The organism is Roseateles microcysteis, assembly GCF_036880965.1.
In the GTDB taxonomy this organism is placed as follows: Bacteria; Pseudomonadota; Gammaproteobacteria; order Burkholderiales; family Burkholderiaceae_C; genus JAUASW01.
Genome location: NZ_JBAJMV010000003.1, coordinates 370,637 through 386,826, shown reverse-complemented (window position 1 = coordinate 386,826; position 16,190 = coordinate 370,637). Strand labels below are relative to the sequence as shown.

Genomic DNA, 16,190 nt, shown 5'->3' with positions numbered 1-16,190 from the left:
TCAGGGCGTGGCAATGGGGATGGGCCAGTTCAGCTTGAACAGCGGCATCTCGTTGGCGGCCAGTGTCAGTGAAGACTGATTGCCGTGCACGGCCCGCAGGCGCTGGTTCAGCTCGGCCATCGGCACGCGTGCGGCGGCGGCTTGTGTCCGCTCGGCATCTGGCCCGAGCGCCTGCAGCCACAGCTCGGCACGTCCCTCGGCGGCCAGCAGCGACAGGCTCCACAGCGTGGTGCCCTCATCGAGCAACGGCCGCACCAGCGGCAGCAAGACCATGGGCGCCAGCGGCCATTCCGGTGGGTCGTTCAGGCCGGCCAGATGCAGCCGCTCGGTGCTCCTGGCATCGGCGCTGACCAGGCTCGCATAGGAGCGCAAGGCGACAAGCTCGCGGGCCAGTGTCGACAGTTCGGCTTCCACATGCGGCTGCAAGGCGCGCAGCAGCTCGATCAAGGCCGCCAGCCGGGCCTGGCCGCGGGCTGGCTGCTCCAGCAGCTCGGTGTCGATGGTGGCCAGGCGCTCCGACAGCAGCGCCGGGTCGACGCGCGCCTGCAGCGCCAGCAATTGCGCCGCCGCCAGCTTGCGCTCGCGCTCGGCGGCTTCTTCCTGCAGCGACTTCAGTCGTGCCTGTGCACGCCGCGAGTAGCGCTGCTGCAAATAGACCGTCATGCCCAGCGAATGCCAGATGAAGCTGCTGCCGGCCAGCCTGAAGTCTTCCTTGCGTCCCCACCAGTCTGCCTTGCCGAGCACCGGGTAAAGCGACGGTGCGATGACCCAGACCCCCAGGCCTATGGTCAGGAGCAGCACAGCCGGGTAAGCCAGCAAGGCGGGCAGCTTTCGCGTGTCGACCAGCTCATTGGCCAGACGCGTGAGGAGCACCGCCGGCAGGCCGAACTGCAGGACGTTGTAGGTCAAGGCGGTGAGCACGCCGTCCGCAGGGTTGCCCAGGGGCGTGCCGTTGGCGACCAGCGTTCCGCCGCCCACCAGCAGCACCCAGCCGAGATCGCCGCGCGCGAATTTCACTGCCATGGCAGATGCACCCTGGCGATCAGGCCGGTCGGCTGGTTGAGGTGCAGGCTGAGCTTGGCGCGGGGCCCGTGCAGCGCCGCCAGGCGGGCGCGCAGCGTGGCCAGGCCGGTGCCGCCGCCCGTGCTGGCCGACATGCCGGCCCCGGTGTCGGCCACCTCCAGCACCAATTGGCCCGGCTGCTCAGGGTCAGGTCGTGCGCTCACGCAGATTTCTCCGCCATCGACCTGGGGCGTGATGCCATGTTTGATCGCGTTTTCGGCCAGCGTGAGCAAGCAGGTCGAGGGCACGATGACTGCTTCCAGGCCGGGCGCGATGTCAAAGCGCAATGTCAGCCGGTCCGGCCCGATGCGGCGCTGGTGCAGAGCGAGGAAGGCGCGCACCAGCTCAAGCTCCCGGGCGAGCGGAGTTTCAGGCTGGCGCAACTCGGGCAGCGCGGCAGCAAGGTAGACCCGCAGGTCGGACAGCATCGCGCGGGCGGCCTGGACATCGGTGTGGGCGAGGCGGCGCAGATGGGCCAGCGTATTGAAAAGGAAGTGCGGCTCGACCTGGGCTTGCAGCAGCGCGGTACGGGCCTGGTCGAGCTGGCGGGCGAGGGCCGGCGCGTTGTGGCGCAGCGATTCCGCATCCGCCTCGCCCCTGCGGCGGCGTTGGCGGTACTCGACGGCGAGGCAGGCCACCGCCGCGACGCTGGCGTGTACCTGCAGGTCGTACCAGCTGCTGGGCGTGAACCCGCCGCCCGACAGCCCCAGCATCCTGCCGAGCAAGGGCGACAGCAAGGTCAGCACGAAGATCTGCAACCCGAGGGCGCGCGGGCGCTGCTCGGCAGCATCGGGCAGCCAATGCTGCGTCAGGCTGGCAAGCAGCCACAGGCACCAGATCCAGCACGCCACGCAGACGCCGGTATGGAAGCGACTGCGCAGCCGGATGCCGCAATGCTCACCATCGATCAGGCGGCAGCCGATCAGCTCTGGCAGTACCCACGCCGCTCCCAGCACCAGGCTCAGGCCCGCCGCGATCAGCATCTCGCGGCGCTCGGGGCGTGTCAGGCGCAGCAGGCGGGCCAGGGGCATGGGTTCAGCGGACCTCGGAAATGGCAATCATCGGCGCCGAAGCCTTGGCCAGGCTGGTCGGTGCAGTTTCTGCGAAGCGGATATTAAGCACGTAGCGCTGCGGCGTACCGCCCTTGCAGTCCAGCGAGTAGAGCGCACTGCGCACGAAGCTGCGGTAGCGGCGGTGGCCGTCGACCGAGATCGGTCGCACCTGGCCGCGGGCATTGACCTCGAACTCGGCGCGGACCTCGCCCTCGCTGCCGATGCGCTGCATGGGGGTGGCCAGCAGTTCGGGCAGTTGCTCGGCGGCCTGGGGGCAGGCGGCGGGTTCTGCGGACCTGGCGGGGCCGGCAGACCCGGCGGCCCCTGCAAAAGAGACCGGTGCGGCCAGAGCCAGCGCGGCGACGAGGGTGGTCAGGGTGCTTGATTTCATGGGGGACTCCGGCAAAGTTGTTCGGTGGCGCAAAGTTACGCACCCAGGCCCGGCCGGTCACGGCCGGCCGGACGAAGCCTGGAATTCATCCGACGAAGCGGGCTGGAAGCCTGACGGTGAAGGTGAGAATGGCGGTGGCGCCGGCAAGAACTGCTGGCGCCGACTTGGCCGACAACACGGAAGTCCTGATCCATGATGCGTGGCATTCGACGTAGGCGAGGCTTGCTGTCTGCAGCGTTCGGACTGCTATTCCTTGCGCAGGCGCAGGCGCGCTGCCCGGCGCAGCTGCGCATCGGCTTCCTGGACTATGAGCTGGCCCCGCTGCTGCTGGGCCGGGACAAGTCCCAGCCGCCGCAAGGCAAGCTGGTGGATTGGGTGCGCCAGGCGGTGGTCAGGGCGGGTTGCACATCGTCGCGGCTGGAGCTGCTGCGCTTTCCCATCATCCGGGGCCGCGAGCTGCTGTCGCGCAACGAAATCGACATCTGGGCCGTGGCCTTCCCGGGGGCCGACCTGCTGGCCATCGGTGCCTTGCCCATGGATGGCGAGGCGGTCGACCCGCAACTTGGCTTCTACTCGGCCAGCTATTCGCTCTACATAGATAGTCGTGACACCACGGTGAGCTGGAATGGCAGCAAGCTCAGCGGCCCGGACGATCTGCGCGTCGGCGTGGCGCCGGTGCCGGCGCTGCGGGCCCTGGTGGCCGAGCGCAACTGGACGCCCGAGAACGGCATGGACACGCAGAACGTGCTGAACAAGCTGGTCTCGGGCCGCAGCACCGTGGCCATCCTGCCTGACCTGATCATGAGCACCCAGACGCCCGAGGTGCTGGAGCGCCTGCGCCGGCTCACCCCGCCGGTGCTGACCAGCTGGTACTACTCGGTCGCCAGCAAGGATCTGCTGCGCCGCCATCCGGCTTTCATCAAGAACTACTGGCTGGAGATGTGCCGCGCCGGGCGGGCGGACCAGCAGATCAAGGCGCCTTGCCGGGAATGAATCGCCCCGGGGCCGACTTGCCGGAAGCGATGCGCAAAGCCTCGCCTGAATACTGTTTATTCATACAGTATTTGCGCTAGACTGGCCGCACCCGTTAGTGGCCAGGAGTGCCCCATGCTTTTGAACCTGAATGACCCCGACAGCATCGTCAGCTGGTGGCTGACCTTCCCGCAGCGGCACGACGCCTATCTCGACTACGTGGCCCGGCATTCGCCGCAGTTCGGCCCGGCCATCCGTCAGGCCCGCCAGCAGCTGAGGGCCGACCCCCGGCTGCGAAAGCTGCTGGAGCAGGCCACCCAGGCGGCGCAGGCCGCACAGGCCGAAGTATTGGCCCGACAGCTGCCCGAAACCGAAGGCGATTGGGACGATGACAGCCAGGCATCGGTGTCCACCTATCTGGAGATGGCCCACTGAGGCGGGCGCTGCCCGCAGCGATTGCAGTTGCTGGACGTCGACTTGAAGACACAGCATTTGGGCTTGGCCGCCAGACGGCCAGGCCCTTTTTTGCATTCAGCGGCCCTGTACCATCGCCGCGATGAGCCACAAGCCCACCACCGTCAAGCAACTGGCCGAGTTCTCGGTACTGATCGATGTGCGCTCGCCGGCCGAGTACGCCCTAGACCACATTCCGGGCGCCATCAATTGCCCGGTGCTGAACGATGAAGAGCGCCGCATCGTGGGCACCACCTATGTCCAGGTCTCGGCCTTCGAGGCCCGCAAGATCGGCGGCGCCATGGTGGCACGCAACATCGCCCGCCATCTCGACGCGCTGTTCCGCGACAAACCCAAGGAATGGCGCCCGCTCCTCTATTGCTGGCGAGGCGGCATGCGCAGCGGCAGCTTCGTCAACTGGCTGCGCCTTGTGGGCTGGGATGCGCAGCAGCTCCAGGGCGGCTACAAGGCCTGGCGCGGGCACGTCATCGAGCAGATCGAGCAGATCGCACCCCGGCTTGCGCTGCGCGTGCTGTGCGGCCCGACCGGCAGCGCCAAGACGCGCGTGCTGCAGGCCCTGGCGGCACAAGGTGCTCAGGTGCTCGACCTGGAAGACCTGGCGGCCCATCGGGGCTCCGTGCTCGGTGCCATGCCGGACCGGCCGCAGCCTTCGCAGAAAGCCTTCGAGACGCAGCTGATGCACCGCATGGCCGACTTTGATCTCGGCCAGCCGGTCTGGATCGAAGCCGAGAGCCGGCGCATCGGCCGCCTCAACGTGCCCGAACCCCTCCTGCAGCGCCTGCGCGAGAGCCCCGTCGTCGAGATCGATGCCACGCCGGTAGCGCGGCTCGACTACCTGCTGCGCGACTACGCCTGGCTGGGCCAGGATCGCCAGGCCCTGGCCGACAAGCTCGGCACCCTGCGCGAGCTGCTGGCCAAGGAAGTGTTGGCGCAATGGCAGGACTGGGCCCTGCAAGGCGCCCTGCCGGAGTTGTTCGCAGCGCTGATGGCGCAGCACTACGACCCGCTCTATGCCCGATCACAAGGACGCCATCTCGCGCGTCTTGCTCACGCCCAGCGCGTGCCCTGCACCGACCTGTCGGATACCGGCATCCTGGCACTGGCCGGCCGCATCGCCGCACTGGCGTTCAACCATCCTGAAGAGCCCCGATGACACCCTCCCAAGCCCCGCAACAACAAGTGCCGCGCCTGAGCTCGCTCTCCCATGGCGGCGGCTGCGGCTGCAAGATCGCGCCCGGTGTGCTGAGCGAAATCCTCAAGAAATCGCAGCATTTCCCGGTGCCCAAGGAGCTGCTTGTCGGCATCGAAACCTCGGACGATGCGGCGGTCTACCAGCTCAGCGACGAGATCGCGGTGATTGCCACCACCGACTTCTTCATGCCCATCGTCGATGACCCCTTCGACTTCGGCCGGATCGCCGCGACCAATGCGATCAGCGACGTCTACGCCATGGGCGGCACACCCATCATGGCGCTGGCGCTGGTGGGCATGCCGATCAATGTGTTGCCACTCGAGGTGATAGGCAAGATCTTGCAAGGCGGCGAATCGGTCTGCGGCCAGGCCGGTATCCCGATTGCCGGCGGCCACACGATCGACTCGGTCGAGCCGATCTACGGTCTGGTGGTGCTGGGTGTCGTGCATCCCAAGCGCATCAAGCGCAATTCAGACGCGCGGCCGGGCGACCGGCTCGTGCTTGGCAAGCCGCTGGGCGTGGGCATCCTGTCGGCAGCGCTCAAGAAGGAGGCTCTCGATGCCGAGGGCTACGCGCAGATGATTGCCACCACGACGCAGCTCAACAAGCCGGGCATCGAGCTTGCGGCCCTGGCCGGCGTCCATGCGATGACCGATGTCACCGGCTTCGGCCTGGCCGGCCATGCGCTGGAGCTGGCGCGCGGCGCGCAGGCCGATGTTGCAATCGACTGGCCGCGGGTGCCACTGCTGCCGGGCGTGCGCGAGCTCGCCGTGCGCGGCATGGTCACCGGCGCATCAGGCCGCAACTGGGCCAGCTACGGCTCGGAAGTGCTGCTGCCGGAGAGCTTGTCGGCCAGCGACCGAGCGCTCCTGACTGACCCCCAGACCAGCGGAGGCTTGCTGGTGTCCTGCGAAGCTGGCGCTGTGGAAGACGTGCTGCGCATCTTTCACCGTCACGGTTTCGACGCGGCCGCGGAAATCGGGACGGTGCTGCCAGCTGGGCCGCAGGGCAGTCGACTGAGGCTGGCGCAATAAAAAAGCTCGCACACCGTGCGAGCTTTTCATGCGAATCATGTCCATGGTGCGCCCGGTTGGGATCGAACCAACAACCCCTGCCTTCGGAGGGCAGTACTCTATCCATTGAGCTACGGGCGCCAAAGGCTGCGGATTCTAGCAGTGCCGTGAGCAATGCCTGGTCCGGGGGCGCAGGCGCTAGATATAATCCCTGGCTTTGTGTCCTGCCGGCCCTGGGGTCAGCGGGATCTGCGTGACCTGATTCAGGCCAGATTCAGTCCAAAGACAGCCGACGCCAAAGAGGATTTCATGAGCGGAACCCACGAACACCACGACGAAGCCCACGAAGGCCCGATCAAGACGCCCAAGCAACTGATCTGGGCAGTGGGCTTTGCCTTTGTTGTGCCGGTGATCGTCATCATCATGCTGGCCAACTATGTCGCCACCGCCACCAAGCCGGCCGCCGGTAGCGTGGGACTGGAAGATCAGGCCATCGCAGCCCGCATCCAGCCGGTGGGCAGCATCGAGATCAAGGACCTGAGCGACGCGGCTTCGATGAAGACCGGCGAGCAGGTGTTCCAGGCTCAATGCTCGGCCTGCCACACCAGCGGCGCCGCTGGCGCTCCCAAGCTGGGCGATGCCGCAGCCTGGGGCCCGCGCATCAAGACCGGTGTCGATGCGCTGGTGACCTCGGCCCTGAAAGGCAAGGGCAATATGGGCGCGCAGGGCGGCGGCGATTTCAGCGACTTTGAAATCCAGCGCGCCGTGGTCTACCTGGCCAACCAGGGCGGCGCCAAGTTCGACGAGCCCAAGGCACCGGCTGCAGCCGCTTCGGCCGCCAAGTAAGCGAGCCAGCGAGCGATCAAGCCCTCAGCGATCCTGCGGGATCCAAAGAGAAGCCGACCCTCGGGTCGGCTTTTTTGTGGGCGTCTTGGCGCGAAGGGTCGTCAGGGCGGTAGCGGTTTCAACTGCACCGCATGCCGGGCCAGCAAGTCGGCATGCCGCGCGGCTTGCGGCTGCCACAGCCCTTGCTCGACGGCCAGCGCCGCCTCATGCATGTCCATGCTGTGCACGATGCCCAGGCCCAAGCGCGTGGCGATGAAAAGCCGGTCCTGCTCGTCGAGCCAGCTGGCCTGCGCCTCGCAGGGCAGGCCGGTGTGGCTGCTGATCTGGCCGCCGGCCGCGACGCGCCAGACCCAGGGCGCCGCCTCCAGCTCCACATAGACGCGCTGCGGCCCGTTCTGGAAGAACCAGCAGCCGGTCGGGTCGGCCGCGTAGTTGCGCTCAATGAACTCGATCAGCTTGCGGTGTTCGATGCGGCTGCCCTTGACCTGCGGAAACGGCCCGGCATGCTGGATGCGCTCGTCGCGCATGTACCAGTCGCCGCGCGCATCCAGCGCCAGCCAGCCATAGCAGTGCGGCACATTGGGCCACTTCTTCAACGCGGCTTCGACGATGGGGTCCATGGCTTGAGTCTAGAGCGCTAAAGAGAAGCTGACAGCCAATCGCACACGCGCTGCGGCACTTGCAACACGTGCCCTGGCGGCCAGCCACTGGGGAAGCCGACATGGCCGCCATGCGGCGGTTGCCACAGGCGCACCAGATCGTTGCCGACTTCTTCCTGGCTGGGCAGGCAGGCAGCGGGCACGAAGGGGTCGTTGCGGGCATTGAGCACCAGGGCCGGCACGCGGATGCGGTGCAGGTGCGGCTTGGCCGATCCGCGCGCCCAGTAGTCGTTGGTGTCTTTGTAGCCGTGCAGCGGCGCGGTGAAGAGCTTGTCGAACTCATAGAGGTCGCGTACCTCGCGCAGCCGCTCGCCGTCGAACAGCCCCGGGTGCTGCTCGAGCTTCTTCATGGCCTTGGGCACCATGCTGCGCAGGAACATGCGCGTATAGACCAGGCGGTTGAAGCCACGGCCAATGGCCATGCCACAGGCCGCCAGGTCGATGGGCGAGCAGATCGAACAGACGGCGCGGGCCGTGGCCGAGGCGCTGTCACCGGCCTCCTCGGCCCAGCGCAGGAGCGCATTGCCGCCGAGCGACACGCCTGCCGCAACCAGGGGGCCTGGATGCGCGGCCTTGAAGCGATCCAGCATCCAGCCGATTTCCTCGAAGTCACCCGAGTGGTAGGCGCGCGGCGCCAGGTTCAGCTCGCCCGAGCAGCCACGAAAGTGCGGCAGCGCAAACGCCCAGCCGCGCTCACGCGCGATGCTGGCAAAGGCCCTGGAGTAGTGGCTTTGCGAGCTGCCCTCAAGGCCATGGAACAGCACCAGCAAGGGCGCGTCGGGCGCCGACGGTGCATCGAGTCGGTCCACGTCGATAAAGTCGCCATCCGCCGTGGTCCAGCGCTCGCGCTTGAACTGCGGCGCATCGCTCCAGGAGCTGCGCGAGAACAGCGCCGGCCAGATCGTCTGCGCCTGGCCACCGGGCAGCCACAGCGGCGCGCGGTACTGCAAAGGGATCGGCTTGCTCAATGCAAGGTGGCCGGGCCTTCGCTCAGCTCCTGCACATCGCTGGCACTGCCGGGGCTCGCGTGGTGCAAGGCCATGCGCCAGCCCAGAGCCGTCTTCATGTAGACGTTGCTTGCAATCACCCACGCGGTTTGTGCCTCGCCCTTGGCGCCGGCCACCTGCACGCGCTCAAGCACCTGGTGAATCGCCATGTCGCCGCTGTGCAGCTTGCGCACGCGCTCCGGGTGCGCATTGATCGGGCCGTGGCCGAACAGGGTTTCGAAGGCAGAGCGGATCGCGCCATGCCCCACCAGACGCGGGCCACCGGGATGGACGCAGGAGATCTCGTCCTCGTCGGACCACAGCGCCATCAGGCGGTCCAGGTCGGCGCGTTGCAGCGCTTCGTAGAACAGCGCTTCGCTGTCCTCGGGCGTCGAGGCCAGCAGTTGGGCGGCGGCTTGCGGGGGCAACGGCATCGCGAGTTCAGTGCGCGTGGCCGAGCGTCTCGCCGGCCTTGAGCTTGTAGACGGTGCCGCAATAGGAGCACTTGCCGCCGCCTTCATGCGTCACGTCGATGAACACGCGCGGGTGGTTGCTCCACAGCGGCATCTTGGGGTTGGGGCAGGCGACGACGCCGGGGCCCTGCACGTCCTTGGCCGTCACTTCGACGATGGCTTTGGCTTGATCGTTGGACATCTTGGGTTCTCTTTCAGTTCGGTGCTTCAGACCAGGCTCAGCCAGTGGGCGTACTTCGGGTTGCGTCCGTTGACGATGTCGAAGAAGGCGGCCTGGATTTTCTCGGTGATCGGGCCGCGCGAGCCGCTACCGAGCTCGATGCGGTCCAGCTCGCGGATCGGCGTCACTTCGGCGGCCGTGCCGGTGAAGAAGGCCTCGTCGCAGATGTAGACCTCGTCGCGGGTGATGCGCTTCTCCACCAGTTTCAGGCCCAGGTCCTGGCAGATGTGGAAGATGGTGTTGCGGGTGATGCCGTTGAGTGCGCCGGCCGACAGGTCGGGCGTGTAGACCACGCCGTTCTTGATGATGAAGAGGTTTTCGCCCGCGCCCTCAGACACGAAGCCCGAAGCGTCGAGCAGCATCGCTTCGTCGTAGCCGTCGTCGGTGGCTTCCATGTTCGCCAGGATCGAGTTGGTGTAGTTGGACACCGTCTTGGCCTGCGTCATCGTGATGTTGACGTGATGGCGCGTGTAGGAGCTGGTCTTGACACGGATGCCGCGCTTCAAGCCTTCCTCGCCCAGGTAGGCGCCCCAGCTCCAGGCCGCCACCATGGCGTGGATCTTGTTGCCCTTGGGGCTGACACCGAGCTTCTCGGAGCCGATCCAGATCAAGGGGCGCAGGTAGCAGCTCTCGAGTTTGTTCTCGCGCACCACGGCCTTCTGGGCTTCCTCGACCTGTTCGATCGAGAAGGGAATCTTCATGCGCAGGATCTTGCCGCTGTTGAACAGCCGCTCGGTATGTTCCTTCAGGCGGAAGATGGCCGTGCCCTTGTCCGTCTTGTAGGCGCGCACGCCTTCGAAGGCGCCGCAGCCGTAGTGCAGCGTGTGGGTCAGGACATGGATCTTGGCATCACGCCAATCGACCAATTGGCCGTCCATCCAGATCTTGCCGTCGCGGTCTTCCATGGACATGGGTGCTACTCCTTGCTGTAGCCCGCCATTCTACGAGTGGGCAGGCCCCTCACTGCGGCTCCAGCCATAGGCGCGCTCGATGCGGGCGACCCGCAGCTCGTAGTGCTCGTACCACTGGGCTCGGCCCTGCTCGCGGATCGCCGTGTGCTCGATGTGGGTGCGCCAGGCCTGGATGGCCTCCAGGCTGGCCCAGTACGAAACCGTGATGCCCAGCCCATCAGCGCCACGTGTGCTTTCAACGCCCAGGTAACCGGGCTGCTCGGCCGCCAGTGCTGCCATGCGCTCGGCGGCTTCGGCGTAGCCAGCCGCGTCATTCTGCGTGCGCAGGCTGGTGAAGATCACGGCGTAGTAGGGGGGCTCGGGGCGGGGGGCGAAACCGGTGGGCGCGCTCATCAGCAGTCTCCTAGAACTCACGCAGGGCGGTGATCGCCTCTTCGATGCGCTCCACCGGGTAGACCTTCAGGCCTTCAATCGGCTTCTTGGGCGCATTGGCCTTGGGCACGATGGCGATGGAGAAGCCGAGCTTGGCCGCTTCCTTCAGCCGCTCCTGACCGCGCGGTGCCGGCCGCACCTCGCCGGCCAGACCCACTTCGCCAAAGGCGATGAAGCCCTTGGGCAGGGCCTTGCCGCGCAGCGAGCTCTGGATCGCCAGCATCACGGCCAGGTCGGCCGCCGGCTCGCTGATGCGCACACCGCCCACCGCGTTGACGAACACGTCCTGGTCGTTCGTCATCACGCCGGCATGGCGGTGCAGCACTGCCAAGAGCATGGCCAGCCGGTCGCGCTCCAGGCCCACCGAGAGCCGGCGCGGGTTGGGCCCGCCGCCATCGACCAGCGCCTGCAGCTCCACCAGCAGCGGCCGTGTGCCTTCCAGCGTCACCAGCACGCAGGAGCCGGGCACCGGCTCGGCATGCGTGGACAGGAAGATCGCGCTCGGATTGCTGACGCCCTTGAGCCCCTTCTCGGTCATGGCGAACACGCCGATCTCGTTGACCGCGCCGAAGCGGTTCTTGATCGCACGCACCAGGCGGTAGCTGCTGTGGGTGTCGCCCTCGAAGTACAGCACCGTGTCGACGATGTGCTCCAGCACGCGCGGCCCAGCCAGCGCGCCTTCCTTGGTGACATGGCCTACCAGCACCATCGCGCAGCCGCTGGACTTGGCGGTGCGCGTCAGTTGCGCTGCGCATTCACGCACCTGGGCCACCGAGCCCGGCGCCGAGCTGAGCTGCTCGGAATAAAGCGTCTGGATCGAGTCGATCACGCAGAAGGCTGGCTGCTCGGCCTCGATCGTCGCCATGATCTTCTCCAGGCTGATCTCGGCAAGCACGCGCACCTGCGTGCCGGCGAGTCCGAGGCGCCGCGAACGCATCGCCACCTGCGCACCGCTCTCTTCACCCGTCACATAAAGCACCTTGACGCGCTGCGAGAGCGCATCGATGGCCTGCAGGAGCAGTGTCGACTTGCCGATGCCCGGGTCGCCACCGATCAGCACCACGCCACCGGCCACGATGCCGCCGCCGAGCACGCGGTCCAGCTCTTCCTGGCCGGTGGGCGTGCGGTCAAAGTCGGTGGCCTCGATTTCACTGAGCGTGGCCACCGGCTGGCTGCGCGCCAGCGACTGGTAGCGGTTCTTGCCGGCGCCGGGCGTCTCGGCAATGCTTTCCACCAGCGTGTTCCAGGCGCCGCAATGCGGGCAGCGGCCCAGCCATTTCGGGTTGGTGCCGCCGCAATCGCTGCAGCTGTAGATCGTCTTTTCTTTGGCCATGGGCGCGATTGTCAGTGTTGCAGCAACAGCTTCATGGCATGCGGCAATGAATCCGCCGCCGGCAGCCAGTGGTCGATCACCCAGCCCAGGGCCACGCCCAGCACCAGCATGGCCAGCGCGCCGCGCCAGGTGTGGCCAATCGCCGTGCCGAACCAGCCTTCGCGCTGGCGCCGGTAGGCGAAGGAGCCTGCCAGGGCGGCCAGGGCGACTTCGACGGCCACGGCCAGGAGCACGTCCACACCGAACAGCGCGAACACGCCCACGCCCAGCAGGGCCGCCAGCAGGGTGGCGATGCCTATCACTACAGCGAGCGGAATTGCGATGACGATGCCTTCGTCGGCATCGGCCAGCGCGCCGAGCGTCTTGCCGCCGGCACTGAGGCCGGACTCGACCGCGCCGTCGGTGAAGTCGCCGCTGGCGCCGCCACCGCCGAAATCGCCGCCCATGTCACTGCGGAACGCCCGCGCGGGGACGGGCACGCCATCCGCCAGATCCAGCGCGACGTCGGCCACGTCGAACGCGCCATCCGCCGGCTCGTCGTCCAGCAGCATCCGGGCCCACAGACGCAAGAGGCCCAGATAGAGCAGGTAGGTCAGGGGCAAGAGCAGCGCATAGCGCAGGGCCAGTGCTTCAAAGCCGGCCCAGCGAAGCAGGGCGCCGCCGAGCCAGAGCCCGGCCAGGGTCAGCATGGCGATCAGCATCACATGCAGGCGCAGCCAGCGGGTGGTGCGCAGCTTCATGCGGGTGTGCTGCTCCAGTGCGAGCGCCGGGTCGCGCCGCCGCGGGATCTTGTTCAAGCCCATCGTTGTCTCCCTCGGATTCCGGCCTTCGATGCCTGACTTTCTGCGTGGCCAAGGTCGCCATGCTAAAACCCTCCTTCGTCAGGGCCGCGTGGCCCTGCTGCCTTTTTGAAAGCCGCCGCCATGGACCTCTCTGTCTGGTTGACCTTTTTTGCCGCCTCCTGGGCGATCAGCCTGTCCCCCGGGGCGGGCGCCATCGCTGCCATGAGCTCGGGCCTCAATCATGGCTTTCGCCGCGGCTACTTCACCACCTTCGGCCTGATCCTGGGCATCCTCACGCAAGTCGTGCTGGTCGGCGCCGGGCTCGGCGCCCTGATCGCCGCCTCGTCCATGGGCTTTGCCATCGTCAAGTGGCTGGGCGTGGCCTATCTGGTGTGGCTGGGCATTGCGCAATGGCGCGCGCCTGCCAAGCCTATGGTGGCCGAGAGCGGCGATGCCTCGATGGTCACGCGCCGCCAGCTGGTCTTGCGTGGCTGGGCGATCAATGCGGTCAACCCCAAGGGCACGGTCTTCCTGCTGGCCGTGGTGCCGCAGTTCCTGGACCTGCATGCCGCGCTGGCGCCGCAATACCTGGTGATCGGTGCCACACTGTGCTTCACCGACCTGGTGGTGATGGCCGGCTACACGGTGCTGGCGGCCAAGGTGCTGGCCGCGCTGCGCTCGCCCTCCCACATCAAGACGATGAACCGGGTCTTCGGTTCGCTTTTCATCGCCGCCGGCGCCCTGCTGGCCACGTTCAAGCGCGCCGCCTGAACTTCCACACTTGCGGATGAGGGCCGCCTGGACTGGCGGCCTTTTTCATTTCACCAATGAGCACCTCTTCGATTTCGCCGCGCTGGCTGTTCTGGATACCGACGCTGATCTGGGCCAGCACCTGGCATGTGATCCTGTTCCAGCTCGACAGCCCGGTGCCGGTGCTCAATTCGGTCGCCTGGCGCTTCGGCCTGGCCTCGATCATGCTCTTCGCCATCGCTCGTTGGCGTGGCGAGCGTCTGATGCTGCCGCACTCGGCGCATTGGCTGGCGCTGGCCACGGGCATCGTCCAGTACTGCGGCAATTACTGGGGCGTCTATGAAGCCGAACGGCACATTCCCAGCGGCCTGGTGGCGGTGCTGTTCTGCCTGATGGTGTTCGGCAATGCCTTGTCGGGCAGCCTCTTCTTCGGTCAGCAGGTGACGCGGCGTTTCCTGCTCGCCTCCAGTGGCGCGGTGCTGGGCGTGGTCTTGATCTTCTGGCCAGAGATTGCCGCCACCGGCGAGCGGCCGACGGCTGCGCTGGGCCTGGCCCTTGGCCTTGGCGCCGTGCTGGCTGCATGCGCCGGCAATGTGCTGACCCTGACGCTGACGCGCCGCTCCTTGCCGCTCGTGCCCGTACTGGCCTGGAGCATGGGCTATGGCTCGCTGTTCGTGATGGGCCTGTCCCTGCTCACCGGGGCCGGCCTGCATTTCGACTTCAGCCCGCGCTATCTCGGCAGCCTTCTCTACCTCGCGGTGTTCGGCTCGGTGACGGCCTTCGTGCTCTTCTTCAGGCTGGCTCAGCTGGAGGGCGCGGCCCGCGCTGCGCTGACCGGCGTCGTGATCCCGGTGATCGCGCTGGCGGTGTCGGCGCTGCTGGAGGGCTGGCAGCCGACCGTGCTGGCCGTCGCCGGCATGGCCCTGTGCCTGGCTTGCGTCTATATCGCTACTCGTCCCGCACACGCCCCCGCGCGGACTTGATGCCGCTGCGCAGCGACTTGCCTTCCAGCCGCCGCTGCTGCGAGCCATAAGTGGGCTTGGTCGCCCGCCGCGCCTTGGGCGTGTGAGCCACGCTTTGCGCCAGGTCGATCAGGCGCTGCACCGCGTCGGCCCGGTTCTGTTCCTGGCTGCGCGACTCCTGCGCCTTGATCACGACCACGCCTTCGCTGGTGATGCGCTGGTCGGACAGCTTCAGCAGCCGCTCCTTGATGAGGGCGGGCAAGCTGGAGCGCTGGATGTCGAAGCGCAGATGCACGGCGCTCGAGACCTTGTTGACGTTCTGGCCGCCCGGGCCGCTGGCGCGAATGGCGCTGAAGTCCAGCTCCCAGTCGGCGGGCGTCCAGTCCAGCTTCATTCCATGCGCTCGACCGTGACTGGCACCCGCCGCGTCACGGCGCACATCAGCTCATAGCCGATGGTGCCGGCAGCCCGGGCCACCTCGTCGATGGGCAAGACCTGGCCCTTGGGGCCGCGACCCCACAGCGTCACTTCGCTGCCCCAGCCGCTTTCCGGCAGCTCGGTCAGGTCCACCGCCAGCATGTCCATCGAGACTCGGCCGATGGTGCGCGTGCGCTGGCCGTTGACCAGCACCGGCGTGCCGGTCGGGCAATGGCGCGGGTAGCCGTCGGCATAGCCGCAGGCCACGATGCCGATGCGCATGGGCTTGTCGGCCGTGAAGGCGCTGCCGTAGCCGACCGTGTCGCCGGGCTGCAGGTTCTGGATGCCGATGATCTTCGAGCGCAGCGTCATGCCGGGCTGCAGGTCCCAGGCCTCGGGCTGGCGCTCGGGATAGTCTGGCACGCCGCCGTAGCTCATGATGCCGGCGCGCACCCAGTCGCCGTTGGCGCGCGCCGCATGGCGCAAGGTGGCCGCGCTGTTGCAGACCGAGCGCTCGCCCGGCAGGTCCGAGCAGGCGGCCTCGAAGGCGGCGAGCTGATGAGCGATGCCGTCCTGGCCGAAGCGCGTGGCGTCGGCATCGGAGAAGTGGGTCATCAGGGAGATCTCGTCGACCTGGGGCAGGGCGTTCAGCCGCGTCCAGGCCGCGCGGAAGGCGGCCGGCGTGAATCCGAGGCGGTTCATGCCGCTGTTGAGCTTCAGGAAGACGCGGTGCGGCTCGTGCGTCTTGTGCATGGCCAGCCAGTCGATCTGCTGCTCGCAGTGCACGGCATGCCAGAGGTGCAGGCGCGAGCAGAGCTCGAGGTCGCGGGTTTCGAAGCAGCCTTCGAGCAGGAGGATGGGCCCGCGCCAGCCGAGATTGCGCACGCGCTGGGCTTCGTCCAGGTCGATCAGGGCAAAGCCGTCAGCCCCGCGCAGGCCGTCGAATACGTTCTCGATGCCGTGGCCATAGGCGTTGGCCTTGACCACGGCCCAGACCCGGGCGTCCGGCGCGGCGGCGCGGGCGCGGGCCAGGTTGTGGGCCAGGGCGGACTGGTGGATCAGGGCTTCTATCGGACGGGGCATGTCCTGGATTGTTGCACCGCGAGGAAGGCGCACGGCTGCGCCCGATTGAAGCGGCGGGCCCGCCTGATTGCGGGGCTCCCAACCGTCCCACCTAAGGGGGGCATGCTATAAACCCGCTGCTGTGCGAGGCCCCGAAATGGTGTTTCGGCAGCGACGCGATCGAGAGAGCTTGTGCCCACC

Annotated in this window: 20 protein-coding genes and 1 tRNA gene; 7 read left to right on the top strand and 14 right to left on the bottom strand. The window is 67.3% G+C overall.

What is annotated here, in order from left to right:
• The 3 genes from V3596_RS10795 to V3596_RS10785 are packed head-to-tail and all read right to left on the bottom strand — an operon-like array spanning position 1 to position 2,505.
• Positions 1-1,023, bottom strand: coding sequence for a hypothetical protein (locus V3596_RS10795; RefSeq protein ID WP_334277730.1), 1,023 nt, complete (start codon positions 1,021-1,023; stop codon positions 1-3).
• Complete coding sequence (locus V3596_RS10790) at positions 1,014-2,093, bottom strand: sensor histidine kinase (protein WP_334277729.1); 1,080 nt, start codon at positions 2,091-2,093, stop codon at positions 1,014-1,016. The genes V3596_RS10795 and V3596_RS10790 overlap by 10 nt, the downstream gene beginning before the upstream one ends.
• 4 nt (positions 2,094-2,097) lie before the next feature.
• On the bottom strand, positions 2,098-2,505 hold the full coding sequence (locus V3596_RS10785; protein ID WP_334277728.1) for a hypothetical protein: 408 nt from the start codon (positions 2,503-2,505) through the stop codon (positions 2,098-2,100).
• 192 nt (positions 2,506-2,697) lie between these two features.
• Between V3596_RS10785 and V3596_RS10780 the strand changes: the two genes are divergently transcribed.
• The 4 genes from V3596_RS10780 (at position 2,698) to selD (ending at position 6,177) form a co-directional block, all read left to right on the top strand.
• Positions 2,698-3,498: a hypothetical protein gene (locus V3596_RS10780; RefSeq protein WP_334277727.1), complete on the top strand. Its 801-nt coding sequence runs from the start codon at positions 2,698-2,700 to the stop codon at positions 3,496-3,498.
• A gap of 114 nt (positions 3,499-3,612) precedes the next feature.
• Positions 3,613-3,912, top strand: coding sequence for a hypothetical protein (locus V3596_RS10775; RefSeq protein ID WP_334277726.1), 300 nt, complete (start codon positions 3,613-3,615; stop codon positions 3,910-3,912).
• A 121-nt stretch (positions 3,913-4,033) separates the two neighbouring features.
• Positions 4,034-5,104: a tRNA 2-selenouridine(34) synthase MnmH gene (gene mnmH / locus V3596_RS10770; protein WP_334277725.1), complete on the top strand. Its 1,071-nt coding sequence runs from the start codon at positions 4,034-4,036 to the stop codon at positions 5,102-5,104.
• On the top strand, positions 5,101-6,177 hold the full coding sequence (gene selD, locus V3596_RS10765) for a selenide, water dikinase SelD (protein WP_334277724.1): 1,077 nt from the start codon (positions 5,101-5,103) through the stop codon (positions 6,175-6,177). Before mnmH ends, selD begins: the two co-directional genes overlap by 4 nt.
• Before the next feature lie 44 nt (positions 6,178-6,221).
• Here selD and V3596_RS10760 read toward each other — a convergent pair.
• Positions 6,222-6,297: transfer RNA gene (locus V3596_RS10760), tRNA-Arg, on the bottom strand.
• A gap of 168 nt (positions 6,298-6,465) precedes the next feature.
• Between V3596_RS10760 and V3596_RS10755 the strand changes: the two genes are divergently transcribed.
• Positions 6,466-7,002 carry a c-type cytochrome gene (locus V3596_RS10755; RefSeq protein ID WP_334277723.1) on the top strand — a complete coding sequence of 179 codons (537 nt, stop codon included), beginning with the start codon at positions 6,466-6,468 and terminating at the stop codon, positions 7,000-7,002.
• A gap of 101 nt (positions 7,003-7,103) precedes the next feature.
• Here the strand turns inward: V3596_RS10755 and V3596_RS10750 are convergent, their stop codons facing one another.
• Genes V3596_RS10750 through V3596_RS10715 form a run of 8 tightly spaced genes read right to left on the bottom strand, consistent with a single transcriptional unit; the run spans position 7,104 to position 12,819 of the window.
• Positions 7,104-7,622: a DUF2946 family protein gene (locus V3596_RS10750; protein ID WP_334277721.1), complete on the bottom strand. Its 519-nt coding sequence runs from the start codon at positions 7,620-7,622 to the stop codon at positions 7,104-7,106.
• Between the two features lie 17 nt (positions 7,623-7,639).
• Entirely contained in the window at positions 7,640-8,629 is a 990-nt protein-coding gene (locus V3596_RS10745) for a YheT family hydrolase (protein ID WP_334277720.1), read from the bottom strand.
• The gene (locus V3596_RS10740) at positions 8,626-9,081 is read right to left on the bottom strand and encodes a YybH family protein (RefSeq protein WP_334277719.1); all 456 of its coding nucleotides are present in this window, start codon (positions 9,079-9,081) and stop codon (positions 8,626-8,628) included. The genes V3596_RS10745 and V3596_RS10740 overlap by 4 nt, the downstream gene beginning before the upstream one ends.
• 7 nt (positions 9,082-9,088) lie before the next feature.
• Entirely contained in the window at positions 9,089-9,301 is a 213-nt protein-coding gene (locus V3596_RS10735; protein ID WP_334277718.1) for a zinc-finger domain-containing protein, read from the bottom strand.
• Positions 9,302-9,327: 26 nt separating this feature from the next.
• On the bottom strand, positions 9,328-10,251 hold the full coding sequence (locus V3596_RS10730; RefSeq protein ID WP_334277717.1) for a branched-chain amino acid transaminase: 924 nt from the start codon (positions 10,249-10,251) through the stop codon (positions 9,328-9,330).
• A 30-nt stretch (positions 10,252-10,281) separates the two neighbouring features.
• Positions 10,282-10,644, bottom strand: a complete 363-nt coding sequence (locus tag V3596_RS10725) for an antibiotic biosynthesis monooxygenase family protein (protein ID WP_334277716.1) — start codon at positions 10,642-10,644, stop codon at positions 10,282-10,284.
• A 10-nt stretch (positions 10,645-10,654) separates the two neighbouring features.
• Complete coding sequence (gene radA / locus V3596_RS10720; RefSeq protein ID WP_334277715.1) at positions 10,655-12,016, bottom strand: DNA repair protein RadA; 1,362 nt, start codon at positions 12,014-12,016, stop codon at positions 10,655-10,657.
• Between the two features lie 11 nt (positions 12,017-12,027).
• Entirely contained in the window at positions 12,028-12,819 is a 792-nt protein-coding gene (locus V3596_RS10715) for a hypothetical protein (protein WP_334277714.1), read from the bottom strand.
• Between the two features lie 120 nt (positions 12,820-12,939).
• On the opposite strand from V3596_RS10715, the gene V3596_RS10710 reads away from it, so the two are divergent.
• On the top strand, positions 12,940-13,569 hold the full coding sequence (locus V3596_RS10710) for a LysE family transporter (RefSeq protein ID WP_334277713.1): 630 nt from the start codon (positions 12,940-12,942) through the stop codon (positions 13,567-13,569).
• Positions 13,570-13,625: 56 nt separating this feature from the next.
• Positions 13,626-14,531, top strand: a complete 906-nt coding sequence (locus V3596_RS10705) for a DMT family transporter (protein WP_334277712.1) — start codon at positions 13,626-13,628, stop codon at positions 14,529-14,531.
• Here the strand turns inward: V3596_RS10705 and arfB are convergent.
• Together arfB and alr are read right to left on the bottom strand one after the other, a co-directional pair.
• The gene (gene arfB, locus V3596_RS10700) at positions 14,497-14,904 is read right to left on the bottom strand and encodes an alternative ribosome rescue aminoacyl-tRNA hydrolase ArfB (protein ID WP_334277711.1); all 408 of its coding nucleotides are present in this window, start codon (positions 14,902-14,904) and stop codon (positions 14,497-14,499) included. The two genes, V3596_RS10705 and arfB, sit on opposite strands and share 35 nt — an antisense overlap.
• Positions 14,901-16,010 carry an alanine racemase gene (gene alr / locus V3596_RS10695; RefSeq protein ID WP_334277710.1) on the bottom strand — a complete coding sequence of 370 codons (1,110 nt, stop codon included), beginning with the start codon at positions 16,008-16,010 and terminating at the stop codon, positions 14,901-14,903. Before alr ends, arfB begins: the two co-directional genes overlap by 4 nt.
• Positions 16,011-16,190: the final 180 nt, after the last annotated feature.

Excerpts from the sequence above, each read along its gene's own strand:
- V3596_RS10795 (WP_334277730.1), bottom strand. The coding sequence starts at position 1,023 with ATGGCAGTGAAATTCGCGCGCGGCGATCTCGGCTGGGTGCTGCTGGTG.
- V3596_RS10790 (WP_334277729.1), bottom strand. The coding sequence starts at position 2,093 with ATGCCCCTGGCCCGCCTGCTGCGCCTGACACGCCCCGAGCGCCGCGAG.
- V3596_RS10785 (WP_334277728.1), bottom strand. The coding sequence starts at position 2,505 with ATGAAATCAAGCACCCTGACCACCCTCGTCGCCGCGCTGGCTCTGGCC.
- V3596_RS10780 (WP_334277727.1), top strand. The coding sequence starts at position 2,698 with ATGATGCGTGGCATTCGACGTAGGCGAGGCTTGCTGTCTGCAGCGTTC.
- V3596_RS10775 (WP_334277726.1), top strand. The coding sequence starts at position 3,613 with ATGCTTTTGAACCTGAATGACCCCGACAGCATCGTCAGCTGGTGGCTG.
- mnmH (WP_334277725.1), top strand. The coding sequence starts at position 4,034 with ATGAGCCACAAGCCCACCACCGTCAAGCAACTGGCCGAGTTCTCGGTA.
- selD (WP_334277724.1), top strand. The coding sequence starts at position 5,101 with ATGACACCCTCCCAAGCCCCGCAACAACAAGTGCCGCGCCTGAGCTCG.
- V3596_RS10755 (WP_334277723.1), top strand. The coding sequence starts at position 6,466 with ATGAGCGGAACCCACGAACACCACGACGAAGCCCACGAAGGCCCGATC.
- V3596_RS10750 (WP_334277721.1), bottom strand. The coding sequence starts at position 7,622 with ATGGACCCCATCGTCGAAGCCGCGTTGAAGAAGTGGCCCAATGTGCCG.
- V3596_RS10740 (WP_334277719.1), bottom strand. The coding sequence starts at position 9,081 with ATGCCGTTGCCCCCGCAAGCCGCCGCCCAACTGCTGGCCTCGACGCCC.
- V3596_RS10735 (WP_334277718.1), bottom strand. The coding sequence starts at position 9,301 with ATGTCCAACGATCAAGCCAAAGCCATCGTCGAAGTGACGGCCAAGGAC.
- V3596_RS10730 (WP_334277717.1), bottom strand. The coding sequence starts at position 10,251 with ATGTCCATGGAAGACCGCGACGGCAAGATCTGGATGGACGGCCAATTG.
- V3596_RS10725 (WP_334277716.1), bottom strand. The coding sequence starts at position 10,644 with ATGAGCGCGCCCACCGGTTTCGCCCCCCGCCCCGAGCCCCCCTACTAC.
- radA (WP_334277715.1), bottom strand. The coding sequence starts at position 12,016 with ATGGCCAAAGAAAAGACGATCTACAGCTGCAGCGATTGCGGCGGCACC.
- V3596_RS10715 (WP_334277714.1), bottom strand. The coding sequence starts at position 12,819 with ATGGGCTTGAACAAGATCCCGCGGCGGCGCGACCCGGCGCTCGCACTG.
- V3596_RS10710 (WP_334277713.1), top strand. The coding sequence starts at position 12,940 with ATGGACCTCTCTGTCTGGTTGACCTTTTTTGCCGCCTCCTGGGCGATC.
- V3596_RS10705 (WP_334277712.1), top strand. The coding sequence starts at position 13,626 with ATGAGCACCTCTTCGATTTCGCCGCGCTGGCTGTTCTGGATACCGACG.
- arfB (WP_334277711.1), bottom strand. The coding sequence starts at position 14,904 with ATGAAGCTGGACTGGACGCCCGCCGACTGGGAGCTGGACTTCAGCGCC.
- alr (WP_334277710.1), bottom strand. The coding sequence starts at position 16,010 with ATGCCCCGTCCGATAGAAGCCCTGATCCACCAGTCCGCCCTGGCCCAC.